Raw genomic sequence first — 14,987 nt, 5'->3', positions numbered from 1 at the left:
ACGATGAAGACCCATCCGAACCTGATCGCCGTCGCGATCTCCTTGAGCCTGGCCTTCGCCGGTGCCGCGCAGGCCGGCCCCAAGGCCGCGCTGCCCGCGCAGTTGCCCGCGTACGCGCCCGACCGCCCCTTGCCGGTGCCCAACATCGTCAAGAAGACGCTGTCCAACGGCCTGGAAGTGTGGGTGTTGCCGCGCGATGGCATGCCGCGCGTCGACTACGTGCTGGCGATCCGCAACGCCGGCTACGCCGCCGATGCGGCCGATGCGTCGGGCTTCGCGGCCCAGCTTGCGGCGTTGCTGAACGAAGGCACCGCGCAGCGCGACTCCAAGGCCATCGCCGAAACCGCGCAGGGCTACGGCGGCAGCGTCGGCGCCTCGGCCAACAACGACGGCATCAACCTCTACGGCGATGCGCTGGTCTCCAACGCCGCGCCGATGTTGGGCCTGCTGGCCGAGATCGCGCGCACGCCGGCGTTCCCGGACGGCGAGGTCAAGCTGGCCCAGGCCAATGCCCTGCAGGCGCTGAAGGCGGCGGAGGCGCAGCCCTCGTTCAAGGCCTCGCGCGCACTGCTGACGGCTACCTACGGCGATCATCCCTACGCGCGCACGCAGCCCACCGAGAGCATGATCTCGGCGATCACGCCGCAGCAGCTGCGCGCCGAGCACGCGCGCCGTTTCCGTCCCGATCGTGCCTTGCTGGTGATCACCGGCCGGGTCACGCCCGAGGACGGTTTCAAGTTCGCGCAGGCCTCGTTCGGCGACTGGAAAGCCAGCGGCGAGGCGATCGCCGACACCGCGCCCGCGCGTCGCGAGGCCAAGCCCAGCTTCGTGCTGATCCAGCGCGACGGCAGCGTGCAGTCGACGCTGCGCCTGGGCCGCCCGGCGATTCCGGTCACCGACCCGGACTACGTGCCGATGCAGTTGGCCAGCACGGTGCTGGGCGGCGGTTTCAGCAGCCGCGTCAATCAGAACCTGCGCGAGGACAAGGGCTACACCTACGGCGCCAGCGCGGGCTTGCAGGCGGCGCGCGCCGGCGGGCGTGTGCAGGGCGGCGCGGACGTGCGCAACGAGGTTACCGGCGCGGCGTTGAAGGAGTTCTTCCACGAGTTCGAGCGTCTGGGCCAGGAGGCGGTGCCGGCGCAGGAGTTGGAGGACACCAAGCGGTACATCGCGGGCGGTTACATGATCAGCAACCAGCAGCAGGGTTCGGTCGCGGCGACCTTGGCCAATCAGTGGCTGATGGGGCTGCCGTCGGATTTCCTGGGGCAGTATGTGCCGCGCATTCGGGCGGTGGATGCTGGGCAGGTGCAGGCCTTGGCCAAGAAGTATTTCGTGCCGGCCGATCAGTCGATCATCGTGGTCGGCGATGGCAAGGCAGTGGCCGAGCAGCTCAAAACCTACGGGGAGTTCGTCGCGCCGGCGAAGTGAGTTGGCGTGGTTTCGCTGGAGGGCCTATCGCGTTTGCTCTCCCGCCTTTGGAAAAGGGTGAAGCCGTGCAGCTTACAAACCGAAGGTTCGTGCGCGGCTGAACGCCAGCAGGCTCTTGCTCTTAGCTCCCTCCTTTGAAAAAGGAGGGTTGGGGAGGATTTGCTGTTGCTTTGCTGTCGCTTCTTCTGATCGAAGGTCAACGGCTTCCGCCTGCTGCGCATGCGGGTCACTTTCTCTTGCTAGCCCAAGAGTCCGTCTGGATTCCCTTCGGTCAAAAGTAACCAAAGAGAAGGGCTAGCGGGACCAAACCTCCCCTGCGGGTTCGGTGGTTGCGCCGGGATTTTTCGATAGGACATCCATGTCCTATCGAAAAACGGCGCGCGTCCTGCGCGCCGCCCTTCGGGTCTACGGTTGGTCGCGTGGGTGCGTTGCTTTTGGACTTCAATGCCGCGGCAACGGCAACGGCAACGGCAACGGCAACAAGTAGCGTAGGCAAGCCCGCTTTTAGCCGTCATCCCCGCGAAGGCGGGGATCCAGTGACTTCTGCGCGTAGGTCTCGCCCGTAGGATGCGGTGAGCCGAAGGCGAACCGCATCGTCGCGAAGGTGGCGCGTGCCGGCGTCGTCGTCCCGACTACCTCTAGCCCGAAGGCGAGGGCTCCGTGTCATCCACGGACGGCCTGATGAGCTCGTTCCGGCTAAAAACGCGTTGCCGCAGATGTTCCAGTCGCGTGGGCTCGTGTTCGGCCCACATGATTTCGGCGCCATCCGCGAGTTCTTCGTAGATCGGCAGTAGCTCGGTCATTCCCTCGAATACCCAACGTACCGGTACGCCCTCCGGGCCGCCCCGGTAGGACTCCGTCTCGAATGCCGCCAGCGCCACGATCTTGTCGTAGGCGTGATCCAGATTGTCGGCCTGGACGATGACGGTGTTTTCCCAGGTGAGGAACTCTTGCTGAGGATCGTCGTTGCCCGGATCGTTCAACTCGATGAAACGCAGCAAGTAAGAACCCACGTACCAGCCGACCGGGGAGACGGACTTGGAGGGCATGTGGGTCAGCCCGCATCCAACGCATGCTTCAACAGGATCTTCGCCGCCACCGCGCCCAGCACCACCCCGACTGCACCGTACAGCAGCGCGCTCAGAAAGAAGCCGAGGCCGCCGCTGACGAAGCCGATGCCGGCGCCGGTCAGCAGCGCGAACAGCGCGTAGGACGGGATGAACAGCAGATAGGCGATCCAGTCGTGGCGGTCGCCGTCCTTGCGCGGGTCCAGCGGTTTGCCGGTGACCGCCCAGCGCGCGGCCATCTTGGCCAGCAGGAAGGGCGCGGCCAGTAGCGCCGCGGCTTCCAATACTTTCAGGCCGACCACCAGGCCGACCGCGAGCAGCGCGCCGCTGATCCACCATGCGGCCTCGTGGCCGGGCGCGGCGTAGCCGGCCAGCCAGGCGCCGATCGCGAACGCGGCCGCGAACAGGCCGATGGTGTAGAGGATCGCCTTGCTGGAGTTGCGCACCTCGCCGCGACTCATGCGGCGTCCTTGCGTCGGCCGCCGACCAGGCGCGAGGCCAGCCAGGCCGCCGGGATCGGCAGCAGCAGGCCGGCGACGGTCATCCACAGCGGGTGCGGGATCATCAGGCTGTTGGCGATCACGCCCAGCACCACCAGCACGCCGATGGTCAGGGCGGCGCCGCGTTTGTGCAGGCGCGAGATCAACGCCGCGACCAGGCCGCCGTCGAAGGCGCCCGCGACCCAGCCCAGCAGCACCAGCGCCATCGCGGCCGGCGGCGCGCCGGCGATGTGCGCGGCCAGCGCGTCGGGGTCGGCCAGGTTCGTGCCCGGCGCAGGCGGATGCAGGATCACCCCGCCGAACTCGCACAGCGTGATCGTGATCCAGGCCACCACCAGCCCGGCCAATACCGCGAGTATCGTGCGTCCCATCTCGTGTCTCCCGCTGAACGATCGCGGCGAGCATCGCCGGTCGCGCGTATCGCCGCAAGCGCGGCGCCTGCGCGCATAATCTGCGCCCCGACTCACGGAGCCAGCGCATGTCCGCCAGCCTCTCCGATCCGCGCTCGCCCGACGCCGACCGCACTATCGCCACCCCGGCGCCGCGTCCGCGCCTGCTCGCCTTCGCCGGCAGCCTGCGCCAGGCCTCCTACAACCGCCGTCTGATCCCGATCCTGGCCGAAGGCGCGCGCGCCGCCGGCGCGGACGTCGAGCTGATCGATCTGCGCGACTACTCGCTGCCGGTCTACGACGGCGACATCGAGGCCGCCGGCATGCCGGACAACGTGCACCGCTTGCAGACGCTGATGGCCGGCTGCGACGGCCTGCTGATCAGCACGCCCGAGTACAACGGCTCGATGCCGGCGCTGGTCAAAAACACCCTGGACTGGATGTCGCGCGCGACCGCCGACGGCCGTTCCGGCACCCTGTTGTTCCAGGACAAGATGGCCGGCATCGTCTCGGCCTCGCCGGGGCCGCTGGGCGGCATCCGCTCGCTGCTGGTGCTGCGCGATGCCTTGTCCAAGCTCGGCCTGCTGGTGGTGCCGCAGCAGGTCGCGGTAGGCGCGGCCGCCGAGCGCCTGCCCGAGACCGGTGTGCTCGCCGACGAACGCCTGCGCGGCGCCGTGCTCGGCGTGGGCGCGGCCGTGGTCCGTCATCTGTGCAAGGGAGTGGTGGCATGAAAGGCCAACAGCGCGAACTGAACCTGCGGTTCCTCGCCCAGCCCACCGACGTGAATTACGGCGGCAAGGTTCACGGCGGCATGGTGATGAAGTGGATCGACCAGGCCGGCTATGCCGCCGCGGTCGGCTGGAGCGGCAAATACAGCGTGACCGTCGCGGTCGGCGGGATCCGCTTCGTCGCCCCGATCCGGATCAGCGACCTGGTCACCGTGCACACCAAGCTCGTCCACACCGGTACCACCAGCATGCACTTCGCGGTCGACGTGAAGGCGCGCGACCCGGGCCTGGACGACGGCGAGGCCGAGGAGCGGCTGTGCACCCACTGCGTGATCGTGTTCGTGGCCATGGACCAGGTCGAAGGCAAGCCGACCCCGGTGCCGCCCTGGACCCCGACCAGCGAGGACGACAAACGCCTGGCCGAGTACGCGCTCAAGGTGATGGAGCTGAGCAAGGGCATCGAGGCGACGGTGGAGCGGTATCTCAGCCAGAGTTCCGATCCGCTGTGAGCCCTTAGGCCGTTCCCCCCTTTAAAAAAGGCGGAGGCGGCAGGGGCGAGGCAGGAGCAAAAAAGGCCGCCCTGAGGCGGCCTTCTTAATTGGAGATCTGGCGGCTTAGCGCATCAGATCCCTTCGACCCGGCGCGCTTCCATGAACTTGCCGCTCCAGTAGCCGGTGTCCAGGCTGGACACGGTCACGTCCTTGCCGGTGCGCGGGGCGTGCACGAAGCGGCCTTCGCCCAGGTAGATGCCGACGTGGTCGACCCGGCCCTTGCGGCCGAAGAACACCAGATCGCCTTCGCTGAGGTCGTCGCGGTCGCTGATCAGCTCGCCGGTCTTGGCCATCTCGCGCGAAACGCGCGGCAGCTCGATGCCCAGGGCGTTGCGGAACACGTAGCCGACCAGGCCGCTGCAATCGAAACCCTTGTCCGGGGAGTTGCCGCCCCAGCGGTAGGGCGTGCCCAGCAGGGCCAGGGCGCGCTGCAGCATGCCCTTAATGCGGCCTTCGCCGGCCGGAGCGGCGCTGGCATTGGTCTTGTTGAGGTTCGCGGCGCCGGGCGCCAGCAGACGGTTGAGATCGGTGGCCAGCAGCAGGGCGCGATCCGGCAAGGTCATCGCGTCGGGCAGCAGGTGGCGGGTGGCCGGGGCCGGGGCGTCGGCGGAGTCGCCGCTCATGGCCGAACCGCCGGCCAGCGAGGCCACGGCGGAAGGCTGTTCCTGCGCCAGCGCCGGCAGCGCCAGGGCGGTCAAGCACAGGGTCAATGCAATGCGGAATGCGGCCCGCGGAAGGCGGGGGGCGGTGGTGGCTGCTGGGCGGCCTTGGCAGAGAAGCTGGGTCGTCACGCGGTCATCACTGAATCAACACCGAGCGATCATGCCTGCCGAAAGGGAGCAGAAGGTTCAAATTTCGTTAGCAGTCCGTTAACAAGCCTGTGATTTTGCTCACATTTTGGCCGCCGACTACTTCAGAACCCGTTTCGCCCCGCTGTAATGGTCGCGCCAGTAGGGCCCGTCCAGACGGTCCAGGCGGACCGTGCCGCCGGTGCTGGGGGCGTGCACGAAACGGCCCTCGCCGACGTAGATGCCGACATGGCTGACGTTGCCGGAGCTGCCGAAAAACACCAGGTCGGCGGCGGCCAGGCGCTCGGGCGCGATCTTCGGGCCCTGGAAACCGGCGAGGTCGCGCGAGGTCCGCGGCAGGTTCAGGGCCAGCATGTCGCGGTAGACGTAGTTGACCAACCCCGAGCAGTCGAAGCCGCCCTCGGGGGTGTTGCCGCCATAGCGGTACGGCGTGCCGACCAGGCTGATCGCGCGCATCAGTACGGCGTTGGCCGAGGCGGGATCGGCCGGCTCGACCACCGGCCAGACCCGCGGACTGATGGTCGGAGCGGGGCGGCGCACGGTCTCGCGGCCGCCGCCGCAGGCCGCGAGCAGGGCGCAGGCCAGGCCGATCGCCAGCCAGCGCGGCGCCGCGACCGGCCACGGGCTCGCGCCGCGTGCTGGCGCGGGGGCGGTGTTGCCGGGATAATGCGCGGCCTTCGTCACGGCCGTTAGCTTGGCGGCTGGCGCCGGCGACGACAAGCCTTCGCCGCGCCGGCCTACCGCCGTCGCCGCCGTCTTACCCATCCGCGCCGCTGTGTCGGCCGCCAGTCGAGTCCCGCAATGAAAATCGAGAAAGATCGCGTCGTCCGTTTCCACTACACCGTCTCCGAGCGCGCTGCCCACGAGCTGGGCCAGGAGCCGCTGGAGAGCTCGGAAGGCCGCGATCCGCTGGCGATCCTGATCGGCCACGGCAACATCATCCCGGGCCTGGAGACCGCCATGGACGGTCGCGAGGCCGGCGAGAAGTTCGAAGTCGACGTGGTCGCCGCCGATGCCTACGGCGTGCGTCAGGAAGGCCTGACCCAGCGCGTGCCGAAGAAGTACTTCAAGGACGCGCGCCTGGAGCCGGGCATGCAGGCCGTGCTGCCGACCAACTTCGGCCCGCGTGCGGTGACGATCCAGAAGGTCGGCATGAGCGTGGTCGACGTCGATCTGAACCACCCGATGGCCGGCAAGGACCTGCACTTCGCGGTCGAGATCGTGGAAGTGCGTGAGGCCAGCGCCGAGGAAGTCGAGCACGGCCACGTGCACGGCGACGGCGGCCACCAGCACTAAGCGGCACCAGCATCGACCCGAAAACGGCCCGCACTGCGGGCCGTTTTCGTTGGCGGCACACGCGTCGCACCCGACTTCCAGCCGATCCGACGCCCCGGGCCGGGCGCGTAGAGTGCCGGCATGAACCCCCCAGCTCCGCCCGTCCTGGGCCCGCTCGCCACCAGCGAACGCATCCTCACGCTCGATGCGCTGCGCGGCATCGCCCTGCTGGGCGTGCTGCTGATGAACGTTGAATCCTTCACCGGGTCCCTGCTCGACGTCGGCACCGGCATCGCGCCGGACCAGCCCTGGCGGGACCGGCTGGCCGACGGCTTCGTCTACATCTTCGTGCAGGGCAAGTTCTGGACCCTGTTCGCGCTGCTGTTCGGCATGGGCTTTGCGAGCATGAGCGAACGCGCGCGCGCGGCCGGCGCCGATTTCCTGCCGCTGTACCTGCGCCGCAGCCTGGGCTTGCTGGCGGTCGGTCTGATCCACGCGCTGCTGATCTGGTCCGGCGACATCCTGGTCTGCTACGCGCTGACGGCGTTCGCGCTGCTGATCCTGCGCAACGCGCCGCAGGGCGCGCTGTGGCCGATCGGCGGCACCTTGAACCTGATGCTGGTGGCGATGCTGCTGCTGAGCTCGCTGGCGATCGCGCTGGTCGGCCAGGAAGCGGCGGACATGGGCGACTTCGCCGTCGATCAGAGCCTGCGCGCACGCGAGATCGCGGCCTATGCGCAGGGCAGTTATGCGCAGGCCAGCGCCTTCCGCTGGCATTACTTCGTCGAAACCACCCTGCCCAGCTATTGGATGTTCGTGCCGATGGCGTTGGGCCTGTTCGCGATCGGCGCCTGGTTCGTGCGCAGCGGCGCCATCGTCGCGCCCGTACGCTATCGGCGCTTCTACGCCGCCTTGCGCTGGGGCGCGGGGCCGCTGGGCCTGGCGATCACCCTGGTCGGCCTGGCGGTGGATGCCGAACCGGTGCTCACCGGCAAGACCCTGGGCGCCTCGGACATGTTCGCCACCACCTTGCAGACGCTGGCCGCGCCGCTGATGTCGCTGGGCTACCTGGCCTGGATCGTGCGCGCGCTCGAACGCGGCGCGCGCTGGCCGCTGGCGTTCGCGCCGGCCGGGCGCATGGCGCTGACCTTGTACCTGATGCAGTCGGTGCTGGGCACCTGGGTGTTCTACGGCTACGGCCTGGGCCTGTGGGGCGAGGTCTCGCGGGTGTCGCAGGTGCTGGGCGCCTGCGTGCTGTTCGGCTTGCAGCTGGCGTTCGCGCGCGGGTGGTTCGCGCGCTTCCGCTACGGCCCGGTGGAGTGGCTGTGGCGCTGGTTCACCTACGCGCGTCGGCCCGCGCTGCGGCGGCCGGTCCTGCCCGCGCTGCCCTGAAAACGAACGGCCCGCGGGTGCGGGCCGTTCGGGTGCCGCCTGCGGGCCGGATCAGTTCACCGCCGCCGCCGACCAGGCGCGCGCCACGGCCTGATACTCGGCCGAGCCGCTGCCGTACAGATCCGCGGCCGCCTGCAGGGTGCCGGTGCGCGCCTGCGGATAGGTGGTGCTGGACACGAAGTAACGGGTCAGCGCGCGGTACCAGATCGCGCCGGCCTTGGCGCGGCCGATGCCGATGAGGCCGGTGTCGCCGTTGCAGACCATCTGCGCATTGGTATAGCCGAAGCCGCTGGGCGCCACGGCGCCCTGGCTGAGCAGATAGAACTGGCGGTTGCCGACGCCGGAGGTGTTGTGCGGATCGTGCGGTCCGCGCTGATAGGCCAGCGACGCGCTGAAACCGCCGGCCGGATAGCAGGCGAAGGACTTGCCGTCGGCGTCCTGCTTGAACATCAGGCGCAGCCCCTTCTTGTCGCCGGGATTGCTGATGAAGATTTCCTCGCCGATCACGAAGTCGCCCGGGTCGTTGACGTTGTTGACGGTGAACTCCACCAGGGTGCCGAAGATGTCCGACACCGCCTCGTTGAGGCCGCCGGCGTCCTTGACGCTGTAGTAGCCCAGGCGCGCGGTGGCGCCGGTCACGCCATGGGTCATCTCATGGCCGGCCACGTCCAGCGCCACCAGCGGGCGGTAGGTCACGCCGTCGCCGTCGCCGTAGATCATCACGCCGTTCCAGCCGGCGTTGACGTAGTTGGTGCCGTAGTGGACGTAGCTCTTGGCGCCGGCGCCGTTGTTGGAGATGCCGTTGCGGGCATGGGTGTTCTTGTAATAGTCCCAGGTGGCGGCGACGCCGTAGTGGGCGTCGGCGGCGACGGTGGCGCGATCGGAGACGGTGTTGTTGCCCCAGCTGTTGTCGCTGTCGCTGAACAGCGTGGCGCCCGAGGTGCTCTGGCGGTTGTTGGCATCCCAGGTCGAACCGCTGCCGCGGCTGACGTCGGTCATCTGGAAGCCGCCGCTGACCGAGTTGGTGCCGATGCCGACGTTGCCCAGGGTCAGGGTCTTGCCGGTGCCGGTGGCGGCGGCGGAGTGGAAGCGGTCGTCTTCCAGCAGGACTCTGCCGTTGGCGGCATCGAGGTAATAGGTCATGTTGCCCGGCGCCTGATCGTTGCGGCGATCGCCGAGCAGGTCGACCTGATAGGCCAGGGTCGGCTGGCCGCCGCGCGCGAACACCACCAGACGCGTCGATTCGATCTCGGTCACGGTGCCGTCGAAGGCCGCGCCGGCTTCGACCTCGGCCTGGGCCGCACTCAGCGTGGGCTTGGTGCCCGGGCGGGCGAACGTCTTCATCTCGTCGCCCTGGGTGATCGAGAGCAGCTTGCCGTTGCGCGTATGCACGACCATGTCGCCGCCGATCACCGGCAGGCCCTGGTAGCTGCGGTCGATGCGCACGTGCTCGGTGCCGTCGCGGTCGACGATCACGTCGCGGGCGACGAAACCGTCGGCGGCGACGCGGTGCGCTTCGCGCGCGGCCGCGCCTTCGAGCAGGCCGCGTGCGCGGTCCGCGGCCGGCGAGGCGTCGGCTTCGGCGGGCGAGGTCGAGGCGAACATCTGCTCGCTGCCGGGGCGGGCGCCGTCGGCGGTCCGTCCCGGCAGGGGCTGCAGGCCGCTGCCGGCCGGATGCGCATGGGCGGCGCGGTCGGCTGCGGTGTTGGCGGCCGCGCCCTGGTCCGGGCCCTGCGCGTGGCGCTGCACGGCGTGGGAGAGCGTTTCGGACTGGCTGGCCAGGAGGGTGAGCGCGCCGACGATGGCGGCGCTAAGCAGGGCGGTCTTCGCTTGCATGTGCGTGAGTCCCCAAAGGTGTCGAAAGATGGTTGGTGGATGGAGTCCACATCCGTTACTGTTTTATTCCGTTACTCACGCGGGCTGGCGCATCGCTGCAGCGTTTGCTCGCCGAGTCTTTGAACCGTAAGTGCGGCCGCGCCGCGTTTTTCGATGGCGCAAGCCGCGAATGGCGCCCGTCGCCGGATTGCGGTCACACTTCCGGATCTTCGATCGACCCGAGCACTGCCTTGTCGAGTGAATCCCTGCAAAACGCGCGCGCGGACGCGCTGCGCGATACGGACATCGCCGTCGTCGGCGGCGGCGTCATCGGTCTGACCTCGGCGCTGGCCTTGCTGAACGACGGCCGCCGGGTCTGCGTGCTCGAAGCCCAGACCCTGGGCAGCGGCAGTTCGCACGGAAACTGTGGAACGATTACGCCCAGCCACGCCACACCGCTGGCCGCGCCCGGGGTGATTACGCAGGCCTTGCGCTGGATGCTCACGCCGGATGCGCCGCTGTACGTGCACCCGCGCCTGGATCCGCGCCTGTGGGGCTGGCTGTTGCGTTTCGCGCTGCGTTGCAATGCGCGCGACTGGCGCCAGAGCGCCTTGGCCAAATCGGCGCTGCTCAACGATTCGCGCGCGCGCCTGCAGGACTGGGTGCGCGACTACGGTTTGCAATGCGAATTCGAACAAAGCGGCGTCGACTACGTGTTTCGCGACGAACGCGCCTTCGCGGCCGGCCAGATCGAACTCGACCTGCTGCGCGAGCTCGGCATTCGCGTCGAGCTCGTCGACGGCCGCCGCTACGAGGCCGAAGACCCCGCCTTCAAACCCGGCGTCGCCGGCGCGATCCGCTTCGACCACGACGCGGTGCTGCGCCCGGATAGCTACGTCGATGCGTTGGCGCAAGCGGTGCGCGCGCGCGGCGGCGTGATCGTCGAAGGCTGCCGCCTGCAGACGCTGGACACCAGCGGCGCGGGCGTCGCGCTAGGCACCAGCCAGGGGGTGCTGCGTGCGCGCGAGGTCGTGCTCGCGCTGGGCGCGTGGTCGCCGCAGCTGTCCGACGCGATCGGTCTGGCCGGGCTCAAGCGCGCGATCCAGCCCGGCAAGGGCTATTCGATCACCTACGACCGCCCGGCGCGCGTGCCGCGTCGCCCGGTGGTGCTGCGCGAGCGCAAGGTCTGCGTGACCACCTGGGGCAGCGGCTACCGCCTGGGCAGCACCATGGAATTTTCCGGCTACGACGACAGCCTCAATCCGCGCCGCCTGGCCGCGCTGGAGCGCGGCGCCGCCGAGTACCTGCACGAACCGGTCGGCCCGGTCGAACGCGAGCGCTGGTACGGCTGGCGTCCGATGAGCAGCGACGACATCCCGTTGATCGGCCGCGTGCCCGGCCGCGACGGCCTGTGGCTGGCGACCGGACACGGCATGATGGGCGTGAGCATGAGCGCCGGCACCGGCCAACTCGTCGCCGACCTGATCGCCGGGCGCGCGCCCGCGCTCGACCCCACGCCGTACCGACCGGAGCGATTCGCATGAGCGACGTACTACGCGACTTCGACCTGATCGTGATCGGCGGCGGTTCCGGCGGCCTGGCCGGCGCCTTCCGCGCTGCCGAACACGGCGCCCGCGTCGCCCTGCTGGAACCGCATCTGCTGGGCGGCACCTGCGTCAACGTCGGCTGCGTGCCCAAGAAGGCGATGTGGCTGGCCGCCGACGTCGCCGGTCGCCTGCGCATGGCGCGCGATCTGGGCTTCGATGTCGGCGAAACGCCGGCGCTGGACTGGCCGACCTTCATCGCCCATCGCCAGCGCTACATCGCCAACATCCACGACAGCTACCGCCGCCGCCTGGACGCGGCCGGCATCGTGGTCGCGCCGATGCGCGCGCGCTTCATCGACGCGCGCACCATCGAATGCATGGACGGCGTACGCCTGAGCGCCGGCAACATCCTGATCGCCACCGGCGGGCATCCGCTGCGGCCGGCGCTGCCGGGCGCCGAACTGGGCGGCGTGTCCGACGATTTCTTCCAATGGGCCGCCGCGCCCGAGCGCGTGGCCATCGTCGGCGGCGGCTACATCGCGGTCGAACTGGCCGGCCTGCTGCAGGCGCTGGGCAGCCGCGTCGACCTGCTGGTGCGCAACAAGCTGTTGGACGGCTTCGACAGCGAGCTGGTCGATCAGCTGGCCGAGGACTACCGCCACGCCGGCGTGCATCTGCAGTTCGGCTACCACCTGGCCGCGGTCGAACGCGACGGCGAGGGCGTGCGCCTGCGCGACGCCGCCGGCGCGCTGAGCGAGCGCTACGACCGCCTGCTGTTCGCGACCGGGCGCCGCGCCAGCACCGAATCCCTGGATCTGGCCGCGGCCGGCGTGCTCACCGACGCGGACGGCTATGTCCAGGTCGACGTGCGCCATTCCACCAATGTCGAAGGCATCCACGCGGTCGGCGACGTCACCGCCAATCCGGCCCTGACCCCGGTCGCGATCGCGGCCGCGCGCCGGCTCATGGACCGCCTCTACGGCGGCGCCAGTGCGTTGCTGGATCAGCGCGACATTCCCACCGTGGTGTTTTCGCACCCGCCGCTGGGCCAGGTCGGCCTGACCGAAGCGCAGGCGCGCGAGCGCCACGGCGACCAGGTGCACGTGTACCGCGCCGGCTTCCGGCCGATGTTGCACGCTTTGGCCAATTCTCCGCAGCGCAGTCTGTTCAAACTGATCTGCATCGGCGACGAGCGCCACGTGGTCGGCATCCACTTGATGGGCGAGGCCGCCGACGAGATCCTGCAGGGCTTCGCGGTCGCGCTCAAACGCGGGATTTCCCTCGACGACCTGCGCGACACCATCGCGATCCACCCCACCAGCGCCGAGGAAGTGGTGCTGATGCGTTGAGTCGCGGTAGCGGCCGTACCGAACACCCGTATCCAACAATCACGGAGCGAAACGCATGAGGCAGCGGTGGCAGGGTTGGATGTTGGTGGGCGCGCTGGTCGGCGCGCCGTCGGCGCAGGGCATGGAGATCGCCGACCTGCTGTCCGCACCGCAGCCGGAAGCGCCGGTGGCCGCGGCCAAGGCGCCGGTCATCGCCTGGGTGTCGAACGAGCGCGGCGCGCGCAACCTCTGGGTCGCGCGCGCGCCGGAGTTCGCGCCGCGCAAGCTCACCGATTACAGCGAAGACGACGGCCAGTTGCTGAGCTCGCTCGCGCTCAGCGCCGACGGCCGCACCCTGGCTTATGTGCGCGGCGGCGGTCCGGACGCGGCGGGCAACGCCAGCAATCCCACCGGCGATCCCGACGGCGCCGAACAGGCGGTATGGGCGGTGCCCACCGACGGCGCGAGCGCGCCCAAGCGCGTGGCCGCGGGTCGTAGCGTGAGCTTCGCGCCCGGCGGCGACGCGCTGATCGTGCAGGGCAAAGGCGTGGGCTGCTATGCGCATGCGTTCGCCAAGACGCCGGCCTGGTGCGTGGAAGCGCTGCTGAAGACGCGCGGCGCCAACAGTGCGGCCGGCTTCTCGCCGGACGGCGGCCGTCTGCTGTTCGTCAGCAACCGCGGCGATCACAGCTTCGTCGGCGTGCTCGATCTGGCTGCACGCTCGGTGCGCTGGATCGCGCCGGACTACAACAACGACAGCGCGCCGGTGTGGTCGCCGGACGGCAAACGCATCGCCTTCCTGCGCACCGCCGGCACGCGCCCGGGCCAGGCCTTCGATCTGACCGCGGCCAATCCCTTCGAGGTCTGGATCGCCGACGCCGACAGCGGCGTGGCGCGTCGCTTGTTCCGCTCCGGCGACACGGCCGGCGGCTACGCCCAGTTCGCGGTACCCGAGCCGCTGCGCTGGGGCCGCGACGGCCGCCTGCTGTTCGGTTCGGAAGAAAGCGGCTGGCTGCACTGGTATGCGCTGTCGCCCGAGGGCGGCGCGCCGGTCGCGGTCAGCCGCGGCGACTGCGAAGTCGAAACCGCGGGCCTGAGCGAGACCGGCACCCTGGTCTACAGCGCCAACTGCGACGACATCGAACGCCGCCAGTTGTACGCGGCCGTCGCGGGCGCGGCGCCCAAGCGGCTGAGCGGCGACGGCCAGATCGCCACCGACCCGTTGCCGCTGTCCGGCGCGCAATGGATCGCGTTCCGCCACGCCGATGCACGCCGTCCGACCGCGATCGCGGTGATGCCCGCCGCGGGCGGCGAGCCGCGCCGGATCTTCCCCGCGCAGCTGCCGGCGGCGTTCCCGGCGCAGGCGCTGGTCGAGCCCAAGACGCTGACGCTGCGCGCCGCCGACGGCGTGGTCTCGCATGCGACCGTGTTCCTGCCGCCGGCCAGCTTCAAGGGCAAGCGCCCCGCGCTGATCTACGTGCACGGCGGGCCGATCCGGCAGATGCTGCCGGGCTGGCACTACAGCAGCTACTACTACAACGACTACGCCAGCAACCAGTGGCTGGCCAGCCGCGGCTTCGTGGTGCTGGCGCTGAACTTCCGCGCCGGCACCGGCTACGGCCAGGCGTTCCGGCGCGCGGCCAAGCAGGGGCCGCGCGGCGCCAGCGAATACGAGGACGTGCTGGCCGCACGCGCGCACCTGGCCGGCCTGGCGGAGGTCGACGCGCGCCGTATCGGCATCTACGGCGGCTCCTACGGCGGCTATCTGACCGCGCAGGCCCTGTCGCGCAATTCCGACCTGTTCGCCGCCGGCGTCGACCGCCACGGCGTGCACGACTGGCGCGAGAGCGCCAAGGGCGGCGACAACAGCGGCCTGTGGGGCCTCAAGCCCGACGAGCTGGAGCTGGCGGGGCAGTCCTCGCCGGTCGCGCAGGTCGAGAACTGGCGCTCGCCGGTGCTGTTCGTGCACGGCGACGACGACCGCGCGGTCAAATTCAGCCAGAGCGTGGACCTGGTCGAGCGCCTGCGCGCGCGCGGCGTGGCGCTGGAAACCCTGGTCATCCCCGACGAAGACCACTTCTTCCTGCGCTACGCGACCTGGATGCAGGTGCACCGCAGTACCATGGCCTTCTTCGAGCGCCAACTGAAACCCTGAACC

The 14,987-nt window shown here is 69.7% G+C and carries 14 protein-coding genes; 8 read left to right on the top strand and 6 right to left on the bottom strand.

What is annotated here, in order from left to right; translation table 11 throughout:
• The first annotated feature begins 3 nt into the window (after positions 1–3).
• A complete protein-coding gene (locus BMZ45_RS10445; protein WP_091635935.1) occupies positions 4–1,428 on the top strand; it encodes a M16 family metallopeptidase in 1,425 nt (474 codons plus the stop codon).
• A gap of 638 nt (positions 1,429–2,066) precedes the next feature.
• Here the strand turns inward: BMZ45_RS10445 and BMZ45_RS10440 are convergent.
• The 3 genes from BMZ45_RS10440 to BMZ45_RS10430 are packed head-to-tail and all read right to left on the bottom strand — an operon-like array spanning position 2,067 to position 3,366.
• Positions 2,067–2,477, bottom strand: a complete 411-nt coding sequence (locus BMZ45_RS10440) for a DUF4288 domain-containing protein (protein WP_091635932.1) — start codon at positions 2,475–2,477, stop codon at positions 2,067–2,069.
• Between the two features lie 5 nt (positions 2,478–2,482).
• Positions 2,483–2,956: a hypothetical protein gene (locus BMZ45_RS10435; RefSeq protein ID WP_091635929.1), complete on the bottom strand. Its 474-nt coding sequence runs from the start codon at positions 2,954–2,956 to the stop codon at positions 2,483–2,485.
• Positions 2,953–3,366, bottom strand: a complete 414-nt coding sequence (locus BMZ45_RS10430) for a hypothetical protein (RefSeq protein WP_057162693.1) — start codon at positions 3,364–3,366, stop codon at positions 2,953–2,955. The genes BMZ45_RS10435 and BMZ45_RS10430 overlap by 4 nt, the downstream gene beginning before the upstream one ends.
• 107 nt (positions 3,367–3,473) lie before the next feature.
• On the opposite strand from BMZ45_RS10430, the gene BMZ45_RS10425 reads away from it, so the two are divergent.
• Positions 3,474–4,115, top strand: a complete 642-nt coding sequence (locus BMZ45_RS10425) for an NADPH-dependent FMN reductase (protein ID WP_091635927.1) — start codon at positions 3,474–3,476, stop codon at positions 4,113–4,115.
• Positions 4,112–4,621, top strand: coding sequence for an acyl-CoA thioesterase (locus BMZ45_RS10420; protein ID WP_091635924.1), 510 nt, complete (start codon positions 4,112–4,114; stop codon positions 4,619–4,621). The genes BMZ45_RS10425 and BMZ45_RS10420 overlap by 4 nt, the downstream gene beginning before the upstream one ends.
• A gap of 113 nt (positions 4,622–4,734) precedes the next feature.
• On the opposite strand, the gene BMZ45_RS10415 is transcribed toward BMZ45_RS10420, so the two are convergent.
• Positions 4,735–5,361: a C40 family peptidase gene (locus BMZ45_RS10415; protein ID WP_254776593.1), complete on the bottom strand. Its 627-nt coding sequence runs from the start codon at positions 5,359–5,361 to the stop codon at positions 4,735–4,737.
• A gap of 210 nt (positions 5,362–5,571) precedes the next feature.
• On the bottom strand, positions 5,572–6,237 hold the full coding sequence (locus BMZ45_RS10410; RefSeq protein WP_091635922.1) for a C40 family peptidase: 666 nt from the start codon (positions 6,235–6,237) through the stop codon (positions 5,572–5,574).
• Positions 6,238–6,273: 36 nt separating this feature from the next.
• Between BMZ45_RS10410 and BMZ45_RS10405 the strand changes: the two genes are divergently transcribed.
• The gene (locus tag BMZ45_RS10405; RefSeq protein ID WP_091635920.1) at positions 6,274–6,768 is read left to right on the top strand and encodes an FKBP-type peptidyl-prolyl cis-trans isomerase; all 495 of its coding nucleotides are present in this window, start codon (positions 6,274–6,276) and stop codon (positions 6,766–6,768) included.
• Positions 6,769–6,888: 120 nt separating this feature from the next.
• On the top strand, positions 6,889–8,139 hold the full coding sequence (locus tag BMZ45_RS10400; RefSeq protein WP_091635917.1) for a DUF418 domain-containing protein: 1,251 nt from the start codon (positions 6,889–6,891) through the stop codon (positions 8,137–8,139).
• A 51-nt stretch (positions 8,140–8,190) separates the two neighbouring features.
• On the opposite strand, the gene BMZ45_RS10395 is transcribed toward BMZ45_RS10400, so the two are convergent.
• Positions 8,191–9,975, bottom strand: coding sequence for a M4 family metallopeptidase (locus BMZ45_RS10395; RefSeq protein ID WP_254776592.1), 1,785 nt, complete (start codon positions 9,973–9,975; stop codon positions 8,191–8,193).
• Positions 9,976–10,205: 230 nt separating this feature from the next.
• Between BMZ45_RS10395 and BMZ45_RS10390 the strand changes: the two genes are divergently transcribed.
• Genes BMZ45_RS10390 through BMZ45_RS10380 form a run of 3 tightly spaced genes read left to right on the top strand, consistent with a single transcriptional unit; the run spans position 10,206 to position 14,984 of the window.
• Complete coding sequence (locus tag BMZ45_RS10390; RefSeq protein WP_175489033.1) at positions 10,206–11,498, top strand: NAD(P)/FAD-dependent oxidoreductase; 1,293 nt, start codon at positions 10,206–10,208, stop codon at positions 11,496–11,498.
• Positions 11,495–12,850: a glutathione-disulfide reductase gene (gene gorA, locus BMZ45_RS10385; RefSeq protein ID WP_091635915.1), complete on the top strand. Its 1,356-nt coding sequence runs from the start codon at positions 11,495–11,497 to the stop codon at positions 12,848–12,850. Before BMZ45_RS10390 ends, gorA begins: the two co-directional genes overlap by 4 nt.
• A 55-nt stretch (positions 12,851–12,905) precedes the next feature.
• Positions 12,906–14,984, top strand: coding sequence for a S9 family peptidase (locus BMZ45_RS10380; RefSeq protein WP_091635912.1), 2,079 nt, complete (start codon positions 12,906–12,908; stop codon positions 14,982–14,984).
• Positions 14,985–14,987 lie beyond the last annotated feature (3 nt).

Source organism: Lysobacter sp. cf310 (genome assembly GCF_900114355.1).
GTDB lineage: Bacteria > Pseudomonadota > Gammaproteobacteria > Xanthomonadales > Xanthomonadaceae > Lysobacter.
The sequence above is the reverse complement of the archived record's forward strand: the minus strand, read 5'-3'. Positions and strand labels throughout refer to the sequence as shown.

What these genes read in the sequence shown, in the direction of transcription:
- BMZ45_RS10410 (WP_091635922.1), bottom strand. Translation starts at nt 6,237, where the DNA reads ATGGGTAAGACGGCGGCGACGGCGGTAGGCCGGCGCGGCGAAGGCTTG.
- BMZ45_RS10380 (WP_091635912.1), top strand. Translation starts at nt 12,906, where the DNA reads ATGAGGCAGCGGTGGCAGGGTTGGATGTTGGTGGGCGCGCTGGTCGGC.
- BMZ45_RS10425 (WP_091635927.1), top strand. Translation starts at nt 3,474, where the DNA reads ATGTCCGCCAGCCTCTCCGATCCGCGCTCGCCCGACGCCGACCGCACT.
- BMZ45_RS10400 (WP_091635917.1), top strand. Translation starts at nt 6,889, where the DNA reads ATGAACCCCCCAGCTCCGCCCGTCCTGGGCCCGCTCGCCACCAGCGAA.
- BMZ45_RS10435 (WP_091635929.1), bottom strand. Translation starts at nt 2,956, where the DNA reads ATGAGTCGCGGCGAGGTGCGCAACTCCAGCAAGGCGATCCTCTACACC.
- BMZ45_RS10445 (WP_091635935.1), top strand. Translation starts at nt 4, where the DNA reads ATGAAGACCCATCCGAACCTGATCGCCGTCGCGATCTCCTTGAGCCTG.
- gorA (WP_091635915.1), top strand. Translation starts at nt 11,495, where the DNA reads ATGAGCGACGTACTACGCGACTTCGACCTGATCGTGATCGGCGGCGGT.
- BMZ45_RS10440 (WP_091635932.1), bottom strand. Translation starts at nt 2,477, where the DNA reads ATGCCCTCCAAGTCCGTCTCCCCGGTCGGCTGGTACGTGGGTTCTTAC.
- BMZ45_RS10405 (WP_091635920.1), top strand. Translation starts at nt 6,274, where the DNA reads ATGAAAATCGAGAAAGATCGCGTCGTCCGTTTCCACTACACCGTCTCC.
- BMZ45_RS10430 (WP_057162693.1), bottom strand. Translation starts at nt 3,366, where the DNA reads ATGGGACGCACGATACTCGCGGTATTGGCCGGGCTGGTGGTGGCCTGG.
- BMZ45_RS10395 (WP_254776592.1), bottom strand. Translation starts at nt 9,975, where the DNA reads ATGCAAGCGAAGACCGCCCTGCTTAGCGCCGCCATCGTCGGCGCGCTC.
- BMZ45_RS10420 (WP_091635924.1), top strand. Translation starts at nt 4,112, where the DNA reads ATGAAAGGCCAACAGCGCGAACTGAACCTGCGGTTCCTCGCCCAGCCC.